This is a genomic window from Pseudomonas farris, assembly GCF_019145235.1.
In the GTDB taxonomy this organism is placed as follows: Bacteria; Pseudomonadota; Gammaproteobacteria; order Pseudomonadales; family Pseudomonadaceae; genus Aquipseudomonas; species Aquipseudomonas farris.
Genome location: NZ_JAHSTV010000003.1, coordinates 438,558 through 456,475, shown reverse-complemented (window position 1 = coordinate 456,475; position 17,918 = coordinate 438,558). Strand labels below are relative to the sequence as shown.

Below are 17,918 nucleotides of genomic sequence, written 5' to 3'. Positions count from 1 at the left end.
ACTCGTTAGTCATACCGCAATTTCAGGATTACGACTGCTTCGCAGCCGAACGGGAGCAAGCTCCCTCGCCACAAAAACTCGCCCCTGCCCCTCTAGCAAACACTCCTCAAACCCGCAAGACGCACATGAGAAACAATATCGTTTATCATTGTTACAAGATTTTGCAATGCAACAGTGAGGAACCCCGCAAATGATGTTTCGAAATACCCTGCGCCGCGGCCTGACCATTACCCTGCTCGGCCTGACACTCGCCACTCCCCTCACCCAAGCCGCCGATCCGGTTTCCCTGACACTCTATAACGGCCAACACAAGGAAGTCGGCGACGCCGTCGCCAAAGCCTTCGAAGCCAAGACCGGGATTCACGTCAATGTGCGCAAGGGCAGCAGCAACCAGCTCGCCAGCCAGATCGTCGAAGAAGGCGATCGCTCCCCCGCCGACGTGATCTACACCGAAGAATCCCCACCACTGAACAAACTCGGCGAACAAGGCCTGCTGGCGAAAACCGACGCCGCTACCCTCGCCGTTCTGCCCAAGGACTACGTTGCCGGCAACGGCACCTGGATCGGTATCACTGCGCGAGTCCGCGTGGTTGCGTTCAATCCCAAGTTGATCGATGAAAAAGACCTGCCCAAGTCGGTAATGGAATTCTCCGATCCGAAATGGCAAGGCAAGGTGGGCTTCGTTCCAACCAGTGGCGCGTTTCAGGAACAAGCCGTGGCGATCATCAAAATCCACGGCATGGACGCCGCCGAAGAATGGCTGACCGGCCTGCGCGCTTTCGGCAAGACCTACAGCAACAACATGGTTGCGCTGAAGGCTGTGGAAAACGGCGAAGTCGCCACCGTACTGGTGAACAATTACTACTGGTTCGCCTTGCAGCGTGAAAAAGGCCAGCTCGATTCGAAACTGCATTATTTCACCGGCGGTGATGTCGGCGGACTGATCACCGTTTCCAGCGCTGCGGTGCTGAAATCCAGCAAGCATCCGAAGGAAGCCCAACAATTCCTCGCCTACATGGCCAGCGAAGAAGGTCAGCGCGTGATCACCCAGACCACCGCCGAATACCCGCTGCACAAAGGCATGGAATCGGATCGTGACCTCAAGCCGTTCAACGAACTGCAAGCGCCGAAAGTCACGCCAGCCGATCTCGGCAACGCCGAAGAAGCCCTGGACCTGGAACGTGACGTTGGCTTGAACTGATGAGCGCATCGTTATCTGCCCCCGCCTTGCGCGGGGGCTACGTGCCACGGCGCAAGCGGCCGTCGATCTGGTTGTTACTGCCGGTTTTGCTGCTGGTGGTGCTCAGCCTGTTGCCACTGGCTTATGTCGGCCTCAAGACCTGGCAGGCCGGCTGGGCCGAGGCGCTGCATCTGTTGTGGCGGCCCTACGTGTTTGGCCTGCTGCGCAATACGCTGGCGCTGATGATCGGCGTCACGCTGGCCTGCGGTGTGATTGGCTTGTCGCTCGCCTGGCTGCTGGAGCGCAGCAATCTTCCGGGGCGACGGCTATGGGGCGTGATCCTGTGCCTGCCGTTCGCGGTGCCGGCGTTTGTCAGCAGCTTCACCTGGGTCTCCCTGAGCGCTCATTTCGAAGGGCTGGGTGGGGCGATCCTGGTGATGACCCTATCCAAATACCCGCTGATTTTTCTGCCGGTGGCGGCAACCCTGCGCAATCTCGATCCGTCCCTGGAGGAGTCCGCACGAACCCTGGGGCAGAATCGCTGGGGCGTGTTCTTTAAAATCACCCTGCCTTTGCTCTGGCCGTCACTGCTGGCCGGTTCGCTGCTGATTGCGCTGCACATGCTGGTGGAGTTCGGCGCACTATCGATCATCGGCCTGCAGACTTTCACCACAGCGATCTACCAACAGTTCGAGCTGGAGTTCAGCAACGCTAACGCAGCGATGCTTTCGGCGGTGCTGCTGGTGCTGTGTCTGGTGCTGCTATGGCTGGAGTTGCGAGTGCGTGGCAAGGGCCGACATGTGCGCACCGGCCAGGGCGCGGCGCGGCATGCGCAGCAGGTTCGTCTGGGGCCTTGGGCGACTGCCGGACAACTCTACTGCCTGCTGCTAGCGATCATCGGCAGCGGCATTCCGCTGGGGATGCTGGCGTACTGGCTGATGGTGGGTTCGTCAGCGGCGTTCCCGGTGGCCGCGATCAGCGAGGCCTTGTTGTCGTCTCTGGCGCTGTCTCTCGGTGGCGCAGCGCTATGCCTGGTGCTCGCGGTACCGGTGGGGTTGCTGGTGGTGCGCCATAAAGGCCGACTGGCAATCTGGGCCGAACGCCTGCCGTATCTGCTGCATGCACTGCCGGGATTAGTAATTGCGCTGACCCTGGTGTATTTCGCCCTGCATTATGTGCCGGTGCTGTACCAGACCTCGGCGCTGCTGCTGATTGCTTATGCGCTGTTGTTTCTGCCGCTGGCTCAAGCGCCGATTCGCACCGCGCTGAACAAGGCAGCGCCACAACTGGAAGAGGCCGCACGCACGCTGGGAGCGTCGTCCTTCAGCGCGTTTTGTCGGGTGACGTTGCCGATAATCTTCCCAGCCTTGGGGGCAGCGTTTGCGCTGGTGTTTCTGGATGCGATGAAGGAGCTGACAGCGACGCTGCTGCTGAGTCCGACCGGGCTCAACACACTGGCGACGGAAGTCTGGGCGCATACCGCGAATGTGGAGTTTGCGGCGGCGGCGCCTTATGCGGCGTTGTTGATATTGGTGTCGGGGTTGCCTGTGTACCTGTTAACAACCCGGATGTATTTGGGCCGCTGACATAGTCATCGCGAGCAAGCCCGCTCCCACATTGGATCTGCCTTGATCACGCCATTGGTGAACACCAGAGATCAAAATGTGGGAGCGGGCTTGCTCGCGAAGGGGCCAGCCCAGACACCCCATCAAGCCCTGAACTGCCCCAGGCTCGCCTTCAATTGCGCCGCCAAGCCATCCAGCACTTTGCCGCTGGCCGTAGTCTCCACCACCGCCTGAGCAGCCTTCTCAGCCTGAGCATGAATGGTCTCAACCCGCCCACGCACGGCCTGCGCACCTTGAGCCTGATGCGCCGCGGCCTGGGTCGCCAGACCGATCGCCGCATGCACCTGCTCAACCGACACCTGCACCGACTGCTGCAACCGCGCACTGTCGCGCAACACCAGCAAACCTTCGCTGGCCTGACGTCCGGCCTGGCCAATCGCTGCAACAGCCTCGCGCGCGCCCTGCTGCAACGCAACGATATGAGCCTGAATGTCGCCGGTTGAGCTCTGAGTCTTGCTCGCCAGTGCCCGCACCTCATCCGCCACCACGGCAAACCCGCGACCGGTCTCGCCGGCACGCGCCGCCTCAATGGCCGCGTTCAATGCCAGCAAGTTGGTTTGTTCGGCGATCCCGTGAATCACAGTCAATACCACTTCAATCTGCTCACTCTGCTGCGCCAGGCGCTCAATGACTTTCGCGCCGGTGTCGACCTGTCCGGCCAACGCTTCGATCAGGCTGCCGACTTTCGCCGAGGTCCGAGTGTTTTCATCCGTGGCCTGACGAATGCCCACCACCTGCTGCAAAGCAGCCTGCATGGCATGGCTTTCAGACTGAGCTTCGTCAGCCATTTGCGACAACGCGCGCAAGCTTTCGGCCACTTCATCACGCTGCATGCCCGCTGCTGCATCCGCACCGGCATTGCGCAGGGTCATGGCACCAATTTCCACGCCGGTACGCTGGGCCACATCGCCCGCCTCCCGCACGATCGGCTGCAACTTATCCACAAAGCGATTGACCGCTGAAGCCATGTCGCCGATCTCATCCTGGCTGTTGATCTGCACACGCTTGGTCAAATCACCCTCACCCGCCGCCAGATCATCCATGGCAGCGATCAGCAGCTTCAAGCGGTTGACCACTCGACGCCCCAGCACCACCGCCAGCAACAGCAGCACACCAAAACCCACCACCGCCAGGCCCATGCCGATGCGCCAGCGCAAAGTCCCCGCCGCTTCCTGCACGGCAGTGGTGGTATTGGTTTTCATTTCAGTGGCGGTGGACTGCGCCGATTGCAGGCGCCCGCGCATCGCCGTTGCGCTGTCAGCTGCCGCGCCTTTGAGACTGTCGCCTACCAATTGATCGCTGCTAGCGATCAGCGCCGAGAAGCGCTTGTCCAGCGCCGCCAGATCGGTTTCCACGGAAGCGGTCGAAACCCCCATTAGGACCTTGCCGATTTCTACCCCATTGGGGTTGATCGAGGCTTCAAGGTAGTAGACCGACGGATCGTTCTTCGCCGCATCCAGGACCTTGTCCAACGCCCGCTCGCCCTGGCCTTTTTCCAGAAGCGCCTTGTTGATCGGGTTCTCCCGGTTGAGGTAGCGCGTCAGGTGCTGGCCCGTGGCGTCGTCGTAGACCACGAACAACACATTGGGATTACGCTGGGCACGGCGAGCGAATTCGGACAGGGTGGGAATGTCGCTGTCCCACATGGCGCGGGGTGCGACCGAGGCCAGAAGCTGCGCCATGTCGTTGGCCGAATCCTTCAGGTCCTTCTCCAACGTCGTACGCAGTTGCGCCTGCTCGCCCTTCAGACGCGAAGACAGCCCGGCCGTCAGGCGCTGACGGGTACTGGTGGACAGGTTATCCAGGCTCGACGTGACTTCACGCCCTGCCTGCTCAAGTTCACCAGAGAGCTTTTGGCTGTCGGCGTCCAGGCGCATACCCAAATCAGCTTCCAGCGCAGTCACTGTGCTCCGGGTCAGAGCGACAGCCACCAGCACCTGCACCAAAAGGGCGATACCAAGGGTAACGAACACGGGCCGCAAGAGACGGCTTTGTAACAGTGAGAGAACGGCCGACACTGAAAATCCCTCTGCTTTGACGCCATCAAATTGATAGCACGTCAGAAACGATGCTTTTTCAATGTTCCCAGCAAAGGTCATGCCGTTCGACAGGCATAAACGACAAAGGCCCCAATTAAGGGGCCTTCGTGTTTTACATCAACGACTTATTAAGCGAACGGGTGACGCAGAACGATGGTTTCGTTGCGGTCCGGGCCCGTCGAAATAATGTCGATCGGCGCACCGATCAGCTCTTCAACGCGCTTGATGTAAGCACGGGCGTTAGCTGGCAGCTCTTCCAAGGTTTTGGCACCCACGGTCGACTCTGTCCAGCCCAGCACTTCTTCGTACACCGGCTGCAGGCCCATGTAGCTGTCAGCGTCAGTCGGGGCAACGTCCTTACCTTCTGCATCTTTGTAGCCGACGCAGATGTTGATGGTTTCCAGACCGTCGAGTACATCCAGCTTGGTCAGGCAGATGCCCGAGATGCTGTTCACATCGATAGCGCGACGCAGGATAACGGCGTCAAACCAGCCACAACGACGAGCACGGCCGGTAGTCGCGCCGAACTCGTGACCTTGTTTAGCCAGGTGCGCACCGACTTCGTCGAACAGCTCAGTCGGGAATGGACCCGAACCTACACGTGTGGTGTAAGCCTTGGTGATACCCAGGATGTAGTCCAGGAACATAGGACCAACGCCCGAACCGGTAGCAACGCCGCCAGCGGTGGTGTTAGAGCTGGTCACGTACGGGTAGGTGCCGTGGTCGATGTCCAGCAACGAACCTTGGGCGCCTTCGAACATGATGTCTTTGCCAGCACGACGCAGGTCGTGCAGCTCGGCAGTCACGTCCAGCATCAGCGGCTTGAGCAGTTCAGCGTATTCTTTGCACTCGGCCAGGGTCTTGTCGAAGTCAATGGCTGGTTCTTTATAGAAACCGACCAACATGAAGTTGTGGTATTCCACCAGTTCACGCAGCTTGGCTTCAAAACGCGGCATGTTGAGCAGATCACCTACGCGCAGACCGCGACGGGCAACCTTGTCTTCGTAAGCCGGGCCGATGCCGCGACCGGTAGTACCGATCTTCAGCTCGCCACGGGCCTTTTCACGGGCCTGGTCCAGCGCTACGTGGTAGGACAGGATCAGCGGGCAGGACGGGCTGATACGCAGGCGCTCGCGCACCGGTACGCCTTTCTCTTCCAGCTTGATGATTTCCCGCAGCAGAGCGTCGGGTGCAACCACCACACCGTTACCGATCAGGCACTGCACGCCTTCGCGCAGCACGCCCGACGGGATCAGGTGCAAGACGGTTTTTTCGCCGTCGATCACCAGGGTGTGGCCAGCGTTGTGACCACCTTGGTAGCGCACTACGGCGGCAGCATGTTCGGTCAGCAGATCAACGATCTTGCCTTTGCCCTCATCACCCCATTGGGTGCCCAGGACTACGACATTCTTACCCATAACACTTGTCCTCATTCGCGCAAACTTGGTGCCGGCGGCGGCCGGCAGGAAAACTCAAGAAGCCAGCGGCAATACTTGCCAAAGCCCGTTCTGCTGAATCAATTGCCGGTCGCAGTCCGCTTCACGGGCGGCGGCCAAAAGTTGCCCAGGCAATGCCTGAACGACACGCTGACCCTCACTGCGCAACTGGCAAACCTGCTGCCAGAGAGCTGCATCCGTACTGTCAGGCATCCAGATACCGCCAGACGGTAGCTCGATTTCAGCACGCCCCAGGGTCACCAGGGTTTTCAAATCGGTAGAGAAACCAGTTGCCGGACGGGCACGACCGAAGTCGGCACCGATGTCGTCGTAACGACCGCCCTGAGCAATGGACTGGCCAACACCCGGCACGAACACGGCGAACACTACACCGGTGTGGTAGTGGTAGCCGCGCAACTCGCCCAGGTCGAAATACAACGGTAATTCCGGGAAACGCGTGGACAGACGCTCGGCAATTGCCAGCAAATCGTCCAGGGCCGCCAGCACGGGTCCCGGCGCATTGGCCAGACGCTCACGCGCTGCGCTCAACACTTCACGACCGCCACACAGGTCGACCAACGCTCGCAGCATGCCCGACAGATCGGCAGGCAGGCCTTCGGTCAAGGTAATGACCTCGTCGATGGCTTTACGTTGCAACGCATCGAACAACTGTTGCTCGACTTCGCCGGACAAACCGGCGGCGCGGGCCAGGCCGCGGTAGATACCGACATGGCCGAGGTCCATGTGCACATCCGGCACATCGGCCAGTTGCAGCATGGCCAGCATCAGGCTGATGACTTCCACGTCGCTGCTCGGGCTGGCATCGCCGTACAACTCGGCACCCAGTTGAATCGGGCTGCGCGAGGACGACAAGGCGCGCGGCTGAGCATGCAGCACGCTACCGGCATAACACAGACGGCTCGGACCTTCGCGACGCAGGGTGTGCGCATCGATGCGCGCCACTTGCGGCGTGATGTCGGCACGGAAACCCATCTGCCGGCCCGACTGCGGGTCGATGACCTTGAAGGTACGCAGATCAAGATCCGAACCCGCGCCGGTCAGCAGGGATTCCAGGTACTCGATATGGGGAGTCACGACAAACTCGTAACCCCAGCTCTGGAACAGATCCAACACCTGGCGACGCGCTACTTCAATGCGCGCAGCTTCTGGTGGCAGTACTTCTTCGATGCCATCTGGCAGCAGCCAGCGGTCTACCGTTGCCATTACGCCATTCCCCTATGATCCGGGCGACAAGCCTTTGGGCGAGCCTTGAGTGAAGCAGAAAATGATCGGCTCATGTGCAAACCACGCGCATGAACAACGGGGCGAAAAGCCTGAAATCGGCTTCGCCAACCATTTTCCTCGAAAAACCTGTCGAGTCATTCAACTCGGGCGCCTGCATAAAAACAGCAATCAAACGTGCAGACGCAAAAAAGCCGGGAATTTCCCGGCTGCCGCATCATACACACGTTTTCCCAAAGGATCACCCCGCCCGAGGCTTTAGCCGCCAGGCGGGGGATGATTCAGGTCAACGCCGCATCAAGGCTTGGCTTTTTCCAGGTAACGGAAGAAGTCGCTGCCCGGGTCCAGGACCATGACGTCGGATTTGTTCGCGAAGCTTTCACGGTAGGCACGCAGGCTACGGTAGAACGCGTAGAACTCCTGATCCTGGCCGTATGCCTTGGAGTAGATCGCAGCAGCCTGGGCGTCACCGTCACCGCGAACCTCTTCGGACTCACGATAGGCTTCAGCCAGCAGCACGCGGCGTTGACGGTCGGCGTCGGCACGGATGCCTTCAGCCAGCTCGTTACCCTTGGCGCGGTGCTCGCGAGCTTCACGCTCACGTTCGGTGCTCATACGTTCGAACACGCTGCGGTTCACTTCCTTCGGCAGGTCGATGGTTTTGACCCGGACATCGACAACTTCAATGCCCAGCTCTTTTTCCGCCATCTTGTTCAGCGAATTGGTGATGTCAGCCATCAGCGCATCACGCTCACCGGACACTACTTCGTGTAGGGTGCGCTTACCGAACTGGTCACGCAGGCCCGATTCCAGACGACGGGAAAGACGCTCGTCGGCAATCTGCTTGAGGCCGGAAGTCGCGGTGTAGAAGCGCTCGGCATCTTTCACACGCCACTTGGCGTAGGCATCGACCATTACGGCTTTCTTTTCCAGCGTCAGGAAGCGCTGTGTCGGTGCATCCAGTGTCATCAGACGCGCGTCGAATTTGCGCACCTTGTTCACGTAAGGCACTTTCACATGCAGGCCCGGCTGAACATCGGCCTGGACCACGCGACCGAACTGCAGCATCACCGCGCGCTCGGTCTGAGCCACGATGTAGAAGCAGTTCCAGGCAACGATCGCCACGACGACGCCGATAATAAGGGCGATCAGCGATTTATTGCTCATCAGCGACTCTCCCTGGTACGTGCTTGCTGTTGCTGCAGATCAGCTGCTGCACGCGCATTCACTTCATTACTGCTGGCTGCTGCGCCGGTCACCGGAGCACCGGGGCTGCGGCCACTGTCGATCATCTTGTCCAGCGGCAAGTACAGCAGATTGTTCTGGCCATCCTTGTTGCCGGTCACGAGAACCTTGCTGGTGTTGCTGAAGATTTCCTGCATGGTGTCCAGGTACAGACGCTGGCGGGTGACTTCAGGGGCCTTGCGATACTCGGCTACCAGCTTGGTGAAGCGATCGGCCTCACCCTTGGCGCGGGAGACGGTCTCGTCGCGGTAACCGTTGGCATCCTCGAGGATGCGCTGGGCCTGACCACGGGCTTCCGGCACGACACCGTTGGCGTAGGTTTCAGCCTGGTTGCGCGAACGCTGCTCGTCTTCACGGGCGCGGATCACGTCATCGAAGGCTTCCTGAACTTCACGCGGTGCAGCTGCGCTCTGTACGTTGACCTGGGTGACGGTGATACCGGTGCGATAGGTATCGAGGAAGCGTTGCAGACGCTCCTTGATTTCGCTGGCCATCAATTCACGACCTTCGGTCAGCACCTGATCCATGGCGGTAGAACCCACCACGTGACGCAAGGCACTGTCGGTCGCATGTTGCAGGCTGATTTCCGGCTGATCGACGTTCAGCACGAAGTCTTGCAGGTTGCTGATCTTGTACTGCACGGTCAGCGGCACTTCGACGATGTTTTCGTCTTCAGTCAGCATTTGACCCTGCTTGGTATAGGCACGCTCACGCGTGACGTTTTCCATGTACTTGCGATCGATCGGCGGGAAATAGATGTTCAGGCCCGGGCCGACGGTTTCATAGTATTTGCCGAAGCGCAGCACTACAGCTTGCTCCTGCTCGTCGACCACGTAGACAGCGCTGTACAGCCACACAGCCGCCAGCACGACCAGGCCGATGCCGAGCAGGCCGCCGAAGCCGCCACTCTTGCCCGAACCACCGCCCTCGTCACCGCGTTTTTTACCACCACCGAACAACCCGTTCAGGCTTTCCTGCAGCTTTCGGAAGGCCTCGTCGAGATCCGGTGGTCCCTTGCGGTCGCCGTTATTGCGGCGCTTGCCACCCCAAGGATCCTGATTATTCGAGTTGCCACCCGGCTCATTCCAAGCCATAGCGCTCTCCATCTGATAAAGCAAAGACGCACCCACGGCGCGCCGACCAATGCTACAGAATGCCTGTCACCACGGCACAACCGCTTTCTCAGGCTTTTATTGCAAAGTGTGTTGCTCGATGAATTCCATCGGCTGCAGACCTTCACGGCTCACGAGTCGATTCAATTCGATTCGTGGCAAGCGTACAGCCAGCAAGCTGATGCCTTCTTCGTCGTGTTCTTCTTTTTGCACCGCACCGAGTTCGAAAAACTGCGCACGCAGTCGAGCAAAACGCTGCGGCAAGCGCAAGGTGCCAACAAACAAATCACTGCCTAACAGTTCGGCCACAGCCTGCTTGAGCAGGTCCAGACCGGTACCGTCCTTGGCCGACAACCAGACCCGCTGCGGTTTGCCATCGGCATCGCGCTGGATCTGCGGCTCAACACCCTCGAGCAAATCGAGTTTGTTGTATACCTCAAGGATCGGCAAGTCTTGTGCCCCGATCTCTCCGAGCACCACCATGACCTGTTCAATCTGGGCCATCCGCTCAGGCTCATGCGCATCGATCACGTGCAGCAGCAGGTCGGAGTTGCTCGACTCTTCGAGCGTAGCCCGAAATGCCTCGACCAGTTTGTGCGGCAAGTGGCGAATGAAGCCCACTGTGTCGGCCAGCACGATCGGCCCGAGGTCATCGAGTTCGAGTCGGCGCAAGGTCGGGTCGAGGGTAGCGAATAACTGGTCGGCGGCGAAGACGTCGGAATCAGTGACCGAGTTGAACAGCGTCGATTTGCCGGCGTTGGTATAACCCACCAGTGAAACCGTCGGAATGTCAGCACGTTTGCGCCCGCGACGAGATTGCTCGCGCTGGCTGCGGACCTTTTCCAGGCGCCCCTTGATCTGCCGCAGGCGAACCCGCAACAGGCGCCGGTCGGTTTCCAGCTGGGTTTCACCCGGGCCGCGCAGACCGATACCGCCCTTCTGCCGCTCAAGGTGAGTCCAGCCACGAACCAGCCGCGTACTCATGTGTTCAAGCTGGGCCAGTTCAACCTGGAGCTTGCCTTCATGGGTGCGGGCGCGTTGGGCGAAGATATCGAGAATCAAACCCGTGCGGTCGATCACGCGGCACTCGAAAATACGTTCGAGGTTACGTTCCTGACTGGGCGTGAGGATGTGATTGAAAATCACCAGATCGACCTGTTCGGCGCTGACCAGGTCGCGTAATTCTTCGACCTTGCCACTGCTAATCAGGGTTTTGGCGGTTGGCCGATGACGCGGCACGTTAAAAAACGCGACGGTCTCGGCGCCTGCCGAAATTGCCAACTCCTGAAACTCCTGCGGATCTTCGCGCGCCTCAGGGTCCTGACCATCCAAGTGAACGAGAATTGCCCGTTCACCACCACCGTGGCGCTCAAAGAACAAAGGAGACTCCTATCAGGCGTTACCTGGCTCAGCGTCACCTGCTTCGGATTCGGTTGCGCTAGGCAGACGAATTGGACGAACCGGCACCACTGTAGAGATAGCGTGTTTGTAAACCATTTGGCTAACGGTGTTTTTCAGCAGGATAACGAACTGGTCGAAAGACTCGATCGTGCCTTGCAGTTTGATCCCGTTGACCAGGTAGATGGAAACCCCCACTTTCTCTTTACGTAAAGTATTCAAGTAAGGGTCTTGTAGCGAATGCCCTTTTGACATGTGCCGCACTCCTTTAAGGATTCAATATAAAAAATAGGTAAACAAATGGCTTGGGGCCGTCACACCCCCAAGGATAGACGGCAATTGCAAGGACTCAGCTCAATATGGAGATGGTCCCAAGGTATTTCAAGGCGCGCGGCAGATTGTCGCAATCGAGGCTGTCCAACCAGTGTAAATCAGCCCAACTGCGTAGCCAGGTGAACTGGCGCTTTGCCAATTGGCGCGTGGCAATGATTCCACGCTCCTGCATCTCGGCTTGCGTCAGCTTGCCATCCAGGTAATCCCAGACTTGTCGATAACCCACAGCACGTATAGACGACAACCCTGAATGCAGGTCACCTCTATCTCGCAGGGCTACGACCTCTTCGATGAATCCCTGTTCCAACATATTTGTGAATCTTTGTTTAATACGCTCGTGCAGTACCTGGCGATTTGCCGGAGCGATGGCCAAGTTCGCGACAGTATAGGGCAATTGTTGCAGTCCCGAAGCGGCTGCTTCAGTACTTTGCGCAGATTGTCGCAAGCGTAGCTCAGTCATGCTCTGACCACTGACGCGATAAACTTCCAGCGCTCGACTGAGGCGCTGTGGATCGTTCGGATGAATTCGCGCTGCGGATTGCGGATCGATGATCGCCAATTGATCGTGCAGGGCTTGCCAGCCAAGGCGTGCAGCCTCTTCTTCAATTTGCGCGCGCACGTCCGGATCGGCCGCCGGCATGTCGGCCAGACCTTCGAGCAAAGCCTTGTAGTAGAGCATTGTGCCGCCTACCAGCAGCGGAATTTTGCCCCGCGCGGTGATCTCGGCCATGGCCTGGAGCGCATCACGACGAAAATCAGCAGCCGAATAACTTTCGGCCGGGTCGAGAATATCGATCAATCGATGCGGGAATTCGGCCAGAATTTCTTTGGAAGGCTTGGCGGTGCCAATGTCCATGCCACGGTAAACCAGCGCCGAATCGACGCTGATCAGCTCGCAGGGCAGGACCTTGGTGAGTTCGATGGCCAGGTCGGTCTTGCCGGCAGCCGTCGGCCCCATCAGGAAAATCGCAGGAGGGAGCTGGCTCATCAACGACCGCGCAAAAACAGTTTGTCCAGATCGTCCAGGCCCAATTGGGTCCAGGTCGGTCGGCCATGGTTGCATTGACCGCTGCGTTCGGTGTTTTCCATGTCCCGCAGCAGACCGTTCATTTCCGGCAAGGCCAGTCGCCGATTCGCGCGAATCGCGCCGTGGCAGGCCATGGTGCCGAGCAGTTCGTTCAGGTGTGCCTGAATCCGGTCGCTGGTGCCGTATTCCATCAAATCCGCCAGAACATCGCTGACCAATCGATTGGCTTCCGCCTGTTTCAGCAACGCGGGGATTTGCCGGATCGCCAGCGACTCCGGGCCAAGACGCTGCAACTCAAAGCCCAGCCGCTGGAACCACGCGACGTGTTCTTCGGCACAATCGGCTTCCCGCTGACTGACCGCCAGGGACTCCGGCACCAACAGCGGCTGACCGCTCAGGCCTTCGCTGGCCATGGCGATTTTCAGGCGTTCGTACATGATCCGCTCGTGGGCGGCGTGCATGTCCACCAGCACCAGGCCTTGGGCGTTTTCCGAAAGAATATAGATGCCCTTGAGCTGCGCCAACGCGTAACCCAGCGGCGGAATGTCGTCCTGGCCGGCCGGGAGCGCTACCGCATTGGCTTCGGGCAACGGCGCGAAGAACTCACGGTAGGCCGCTTGAGCTTCGGCGACGGGTACGCCGGACTGAGGCCGTGGCGTGTACTGATACTGATAACCGGCACCAGCGCCGGAGCCCGCCGTCGTATTAAAGGAAGGTTGGGCCTGAGGCTGTTCCAGCAGCGCATTGGCCGCCAGACGCATTTCGCCCTGCGGACCGAACTCACCGGCGTCGAGCCCGGTGGGCCGGACAATGGCCGTCGCGACAGGCGCGGCCAGATGATCTTCCGGCCGCACATCGCCGAGGGCGCGGTGCAAAGTGCCATAGAGGAAATCGTGAACCATGCGCCCGTCACGGAAGCGTACTTCGTGCTTGGTCGGGTGCACGTTGACGTCGACGCCCGCCGGATCGACTTCGAAAAACAGCACGAACGTCGGATGCCGACCGTTGAACAGCACGTCGCGATAAGCCTGGCGCACCGCGTGGGCCACCAGTTTGTCGCGCACCGCGCGGCCATTCACAAAGAAGTACTGCAAGTCCGCCTGGCTGCGGTTAAAGGTCGGCAACCCGACCCACCCCCACAGATGCAGGCCATTGCGCTCGATTTCGATCGGCAGCGCCTGCTCCAGAAAACCCGCCCCGCAGATCGCCGCCACACGCCGGGCGCGGGCCGCGTCATCGTGGGCTTCGTGCAGGCTGAGGATGGTTTTGCCATTGTGGCGCAAATGGAACGCCACATCGAACCGCGCCAGCGCCAGACGCTTGATCACTTCTTGCAGGTGATCGAATTCGGTTTTTTCAGTCTTGAGAAACTTGCGGCGCGCCGGGGTGTTGAAGAACAAATCGCGCACTTCCACCGAAGTCCCCACCGGATGGGCCGCCGGTTGCACGCGAGGCGCCATGTCCCGGCCTTCGGTTTCCACCTGCCAGGCCTGATCGGCATCGCGAGTGCGGGACGTCAGGGTCAGACGCGCCACGGAGCTGATGGACGCCAGCGCCTCACCACGAAAGCCCAGGCTCATCACCTGTTCGAGGTCTTCCAGATTGCGAATCTTGCTGGTGGCGTGACGGGCCAGGGCCAGGGGCAGGTCATCTGCAGAAATGCCGCTGCCATCGTCGCGCACCCGCAGCAGCTTGACGCCGCCCTGCTCCACATCGACATCGATGCGTTTGGCGCCGGAGTCGAGGCTGTTTTCCAGCAACTCCTTGATCACCGAGGCCGGGCGTTCAACCACTTCACCGGCGGCGATCTGGTTCGCCAGCCGCGGGCTGAGCAGCTCGATCCGCGCAGTGTTGGTCAGCACCTGGTTCATTCTTTGGCCGCCAGTTCAGTGCCGGGAATGGTCAATGTCTGACCAATCTTCAGCTCATCGCTCTTGAGGTTGTTGGCGTTGCGCAAGGTGGCCGGAGACACCTGATAGCGCACGGCGATCATCGCCAGGGTTTCACCGGGGTTCACGCGATGGTCACGCGGGCCCTGGGCGATTTTGCCGGAATCGCGCAGCCAGGCAATGTAGGTGCCCGGCGGTGGATTCTGCTGGAAGAACTGCCGCACACCGCTGCTGATAGAACGCGCCAGCGCCTGCTGGTGGTTCGCTGCGGCAAGCTTGGAAGCTTCGTTGGCGTTGGAGATAAAACCGGTTTCCACCAGGATCGACGGGATGTCAGGCGACTTCAGCACCATGAACCCGGCTTGCTCCACGCGCTGTTTATGCAGCGGCGTGACGCGACCGATGTTGCTCAAGACTTTCTGGCCAACGTTCAGGCTGGATGTCAGGGAAGCGGTCATCGACAGATCGAGCAGCACGCCGGCCAGCATGCGATCCTTGTCATCGAGGCTGACGTTGCCGGCACCGCCGATCAAGTCGGAACGGTTTTCGCTGTCGGCCAACCAACGGGCAGTCTCCGACGTGGCACCACGGTCAGACAAAGCGAACACCGAGGCACCGAACGCGGCGGCCGAAGGCGCGGCGTCGGCGTGGATCGAAACAAACAGGTCAGCACCCTTCTTGCGGGCGATTTCGGTACGACCGCGCAACGGAATGAAGTAGTCGCCGGTACGCGTCAGTTCGGCGCGGAAGCCTTTCATGCCATTGACCTGACGCTGCAGTTCACGGGCGATCGCCAGTACCACGTCTTTTTCACGCTGACCGCGAGAGCCCGAGGCACCCGGATCTTCACCACCGTGGCCGGCGTCGATCACCACAATGATGTCGCGCTTGCCGGCCGGTGCGGGCGGCAGCTTGACCGGCGGATCTACCGGAGTGACCGGCACCGGAGCCACGGTCACGACGTTAGTTGGTACAGGAATTGGCGCGGCATCGGCGGCGTTATCGAACAGGTCGACCACCAAGCGATTACCGTATTGGGCATTGGGCGCCAAGGTAAAACTTTTCGGAGTGACGGCCTTTTTCAGGTCGATGACCACTCGCAGGTCGGTCGGCGTACGTTGAGCCGAGCGCATTGCGGTGATCGGAGTGTTCGAGGTATTGACGTTCAGCGGCGACCCCAGAGAGGCGCCATTGATGTCGATCACCAGCCGATCCGGGGAGGTCAGGGTAAAAACGCTGTGCTGGACAGGCCCTGTCAGGTCAAACACCAGTCGCGTGTTGTCCGGCGCCCGCCACAGGCGAACACTGTTGACCTTCGTCTCGGCCACAGCGTCGACGGTCACCGCCAAAAACAACAATCCTACGGCAGCAACCAACGCGCGAAAGCGCATACCTAACCCCATCATTTAATTGGATTCCAATGCCAAAGCGGCACACCACAACTCGCCACGCGAGCCCTGGGGCAAAATTTTCAGCGAACGCCCGCTGTCTTGCGGGCTAATGGTAATGGTCAGGTCGGGCTTTGGCAAAAAGCCTGCACCATTGCGGGGCCATTCGATCAGGCACAGTGCATCGTCTTCGAAATAGTCGCGGATGCCGAGGTACTCCAGCTCCTCCGGATCGACCAGTCGATACAGGTCGAAATGGAAGGCGCGGATGTCGCCGATCTCGTAGGGTTCAACCAATGTGAACGTCGGACTTTTTACCGCGCCTGTATGTCCCAGGCCACGAATAATGCCCCGGGACAGCGTGGTTTTCCCCGCCCCCAAGTCCCCCTCGAGGAAAATCAGACCGTGCCCTTCAGTGGTTTGTGCGATGCGCGCACCAAACGCAGTCATCGCCTCTTCATCAGCCAGGTACAGGGTTACTTCAGACACGGTGCTTGCTCCTCCAACAACTGACGAATGGCTGGAATCAGATCACTGGCCGCCAGCCCGCGGCCGAATTTACCTTGTTGCTCGCCGGCATTGGCGTGCAGCCAGACCGCAAGGCACGCCGCGTCGTACGCGTCCATGCCCTGAGCGAGCAAGGCGCCGACCAGACCGGCCAGCACATCGCCCAAACCGGCAGATGCCATGGCCGGATGACCCTGATGACACAGCGCCAGACGCCCGTGGGGGCTGGCGATCAAACTACCGGCGCCCTTGAGGATCACCACCGCTGTATATTTTTTGCTCAATGCATGGGCAGCGGCAGGACGATCGACCTGAACATCGGCTGTCGATACCCCCAGTAATCGCGCCGCCTCGCCAGGGTGCGGCGTGATAACACAACCTGCGGGCAAACTCACGCCACCTTCGGCCAACAGGTTCAACGCATCGGCGTCCCAGACTTGCGGCAGCGGCGCATTGGCCGCGGCCGACAATAGACTGCGCCCCCAAGCGGCCTGCCCCAGCCCCGGGCCGACGACCAGCACCGTGACATTCTCAAGCAGCCCCATCAATTGATTGGCCGACGAAGTGCCGAGCACCATAGCTTCTGGCAAACGCGCCAAGGCGGCTGGAACATGCTCATTGCGGGTGGCCACAGACACCATGCCGGCGCCGCTGCGCAAAGCACTTTGTGCACCGAGCAGGATGGCGCCGCCAAAACCGCGATCACCGCCGATCAGCAATACGTGACCAAATTTGCCTTTGTGGGACGTTGGAGCGCGACCGGTCAGACGCGGCACATTACCGGCCGTCAGGCGACGAGCGCTGACCGTGGCCCCGATAAACGTCTCGGGGGCGGCTTGCAGATCATTGAATACCAAATCGCCGACCACATCCGCAGCGTCACCGGTGAACAGACCCAGCTTCAAACCGATGAACGTCACCGTCAGGTCGGCTCGAACCGCAATGCCGAGTATGCGGCCCGTATCGGCGCACAGCCCCGAGGGGATATCCACCGCCGCAACCGGTAGCCCACTGGCGTTGATCGCGGCAATGGCGCTGGCATACGGCTCGCGTACTTCACCGGTCAGGCCGGTGCCAAGCAAGGCATCCAGCACAATGCCGCGTAATTCGCAGTGCGCGCTCCAGCCTTGAATGGCGACGCCTTCGGCTACTGCCTCGGCATGGGCCGACGCGGCATCGCCCTGCAAACGCCCGGGATCACCGGCGGCCAGCACCCGCACGTGCCAGCCGGCCCGTCGGGCCAGCACGGCCACCAGGTAACCGTCGCCCGCATTATTGCCGTGACCGGCCACCACGCTCAATTCGTGCGCCGTCGGCCAATGACGGACCAGCGCGCGCCAAGTCGCCCGCGCCGCACGCTGCATCAATTCGAAGCCCGGTGTACCGGCCGCAATCAGGCTCGCATCGAGCCCTCGGACTTGCGCGGCGCTATACAGCGCGTCGGGTAATTCATCTTTAGTGTGCGGCATGCGTCTTCAGGCTCCGATGTCTGGCAGA

At 60.2% G+C, this 17,918-nt stretch carries 14 protein-coding genes; 2 read left to right on the top strand and 12 right to left on the bottom strand.

What is annotated here, in order from left to right; all coding sequences use genetic code 11:
- Positions 1–190: 190 nt before the first annotated feature.
- On the top strand, positions 191–1,201 hold the full coding sequence (locus tag KVG95_RS08280) for an iron ABC transporter substrate-binding protein (RefSeq protein WP_217855592.1): 1,011 nt from the start codon (positions 191–193) through the stop codon (positions 1,199–1,201).
- Positions 1,201–2,766, top strand: coding sequence for an ABC transporter permease (locus KVG95_RS08275; RefSeq protein WP_217855589.1), 1,566 nt, complete (start codon positions 1,201–1,203; stop codon positions 2,764–2,766). Before KVG95_RS08280 ends, KVG95_RS08275 begins: the two co-directional genes overlap by 1 nt.
- Positions 2,767–2,888: 122 nt before the next feature.
- On the opposite strand, the gene KVG95_RS08270 is transcribed toward KVG95_RS08275, so the two are convergent.
- From KVG95_RS08270 to KVG95_RS08215, 12 genes are all read right to left on the bottom strand, one after another.
- On the bottom strand, positions 2,889–4,823 hold the full coding sequence (locus KVG95_RS08270) for a methyl-accepting chemotaxis protein (RefSeq protein ID WP_217855577.1): 1,935 nt from the start codon (positions 4,821–4,823) through the stop codon (positions 2,889–2,891).
- 149 nt (positions 4,824–4,972) lie between these two features.
- Positions 4,973–6,262, bottom strand: coding sequence for an adenylosuccinate synthase (locus KVG95_RS08265; RefSeq protein WP_007902666.1), 1,290 nt, complete (start codon positions 6,260–6,262; stop codon positions 4,973–4,975).
- A gap of 54 nt (positions 6,263–6,316) precedes the next feature.
- Positions 6,317–7,504 (bottom strand): ATP phosphoribosyltransferase regulatory subunit, encoded by a 1,188-nt coding sequence (locus KVG95_RS08260; RefSeq protein WP_217855575.1) that lies wholly within the window; start codon positions 7,502–7,504, stop codon positions 6,317–6,319.
- Between the two features lie 315 nt (positions 7,505–7,819).
- Positions 7,820–8,689, bottom strand: a complete 870-nt coding sequence (gene hflC / locus KVG95_RS08255; protein ID WP_038978712.1) for a protease modulator HflC — start codon at positions 8,687–8,689, stop codon at positions 7,820–7,822.
- Positions 8,689–9,861 (bottom strand): FtsH protease activity modulator HflK, encoded by a 1,173-nt coding sequence (gene hflK / locus KVG95_RS08250; protein ID WP_038978711.1) that lies wholly within the window; start codon positions 9,859–9,861, stop codon positions 8,689–8,691. The genes hflC and hflK overlap by 1 nt, the downstream gene beginning before the upstream one ends.
- Positions 9,862–9,957: 96 nt before the next feature.
- Positions 9,958–11,259, bottom strand: coding sequence for a ribosome rescue GTPase HflX (gene hflX, locus KVG95_RS08245; RefSeq protein WP_008009827.1), 1,302 nt, complete (start codon positions 11,257–11,259; stop codon positions 9,958–9,960).
- Positions 11,260–11,271: 12 nt separating this feature from the next.
- The gene (gene hfq, locus KVG95_RS08240; RefSeq protein ID WP_007902656.1) at positions 11,272–11,532 is read right to left on the bottom strand and encodes an RNA chaperone Hfq; all 261 of its coding nucleotides are present in this window, start codon (positions 11,530–11,532) and stop codon (positions 11,272–11,274) included.
- A gap of 94 nt (positions 11,533–11,626) precedes the next feature.
- Positions 11,627–12,598 (bottom strand): tRNA (adenosine(37)-N6)-dimethylallyltransferase MiaA, encoded by a 972-nt coding sequence (gene miaA / locus KVG95_RS08235; protein WP_217855573.1) that lies wholly within the window; start codon positions 12,596–12,598, stop codon positions 11,627–11,629.
- A complete protein-coding gene (gene mutL, locus KVG95_RS08230; protein WP_437180785.1) occupies positions 12,598–14,508 on the bottom strand; it encodes a DNA mismatch repair endonuclease MutL in 1,911 nt (636 codons plus the stop codon). The genes miaA and mutL overlap by 1 nt, the downstream gene beginning before the upstream one ends.
- Positions 14,505–15,932: an N-acetylmuramoyl-L-alanine amidase gene (locus KVG95_RS08225; RefSeq protein WP_302470493.1), complete on the bottom strand. Its 1,428-nt coding sequence runs from the start codon at positions 15,930–15,932 to the stop codon at positions 14,505–14,507. The genes mutL and KVG95_RS08225 overlap by 4 nt, the downstream gene beginning before the upstream one ends.
- Complete coding sequence (gene tsaE / locus KVG95_RS08220; protein WP_217855565.1) at positions 15,933–16,403, bottom strand: tRNA (adenosine(37)-N6)-threonylcarbamoyltransferase complex ATPase subunit type 1 TsaE; 471 nt, start codon at positions 16,401–16,403, stop codon at positions 15,933–15,935.
- Positions 16,391–17,890 (bottom strand): NAD(P)H-hydrate dehydratase, encoded by a 1,500-nt coding sequence (locus KVG95_RS08215; RefSeq protein WP_217855557.1) that lies wholly within the window; start codon positions 17,888–17,890, stop codon positions 16,391–16,393. Before KVG95_RS08215 ends, tsaE begins: the two co-directional genes overlap by 13 nt.
- Between the last annotated feature and the right edge of the window lie 28 nt (positions 17,891–17,918).

Bases quoted from the DNA above. Each gene is read 5' to 3' on its own strand.
- KVG95_RS08260 (WP_217855575.1), bottom strand. From the start codon at position 7,504: ATGGCAACGGTAGACCGCTGGCTGCTGCCAGATGGCATCGAAGAAGTA.
- KVG95_RS08275 (WP_217855589.1), top strand. From the start codon at position 1,201: ATGAGCGCATCGTTATCTGCCCCCGCCTTGCGCGGGGGCTACGTGCCA.
- hflC (WP_038978712.1), bottom strand. From the start codon at position 8,689: ATGAGCAATAAATCGCTGATCGCCCTTATTATCGGCGTCGTCGTGGCG.
- hfq (WP_007902656.1), bottom strand. From the start codon at position 11,532: ATGTCAAAAGGGCATTCGCTACAAGACCCTTACTTGAATACTTTACGT.
- mutL (WP_437180785.1), bottom strand. From the start codon at position 14,508: ATGAACCAGGTGCTGACCAACACTGCGCGGATCGAGCTGCTCAGCCCG.
- KVG95_RS08215 (WP_217855557.1), bottom strand. From the start codon at position 17,890: ATGCCGCACACTAAAGATGAATTACCCGACGCGCTGTATAGCGCCGCG.
- hflK (WP_038978711.1), bottom strand. From the start codon at position 9,861: ATGGCTTGGAATGAGCCGGGTGGCAACTCGAATAATCAGGATCCTTGG.
- miaA (WP_217855573.1), bottom strand. From the start codon at position 12,598: ATGAGCCAGCTCCCTCCTGCGATTTTCCTGATGGGGCCGACGGCTGCC.
- KVG95_RS08280 (WP_217855592.1), top strand. From the start codon at position 191: ATGATGTTTCGAAATACCCTGCGCCGCGGCCTGACCATTACCCTGCTC.
- KVG95_RS08265 (WP_007902666.1), bottom strand. From the start codon at position 6,262: ATGGGTAAGAATGTCGTAGTCCTGGGCACCCAATGGGGTGATGAGGGC.
- KVG95_RS08225 (WP_302470493.1), bottom strand. From the start codon at position 15,932: ATGATGGGGTTAGGTATGCGCTTTCGCGCGTTGGTTGCTGCCGTAGGA.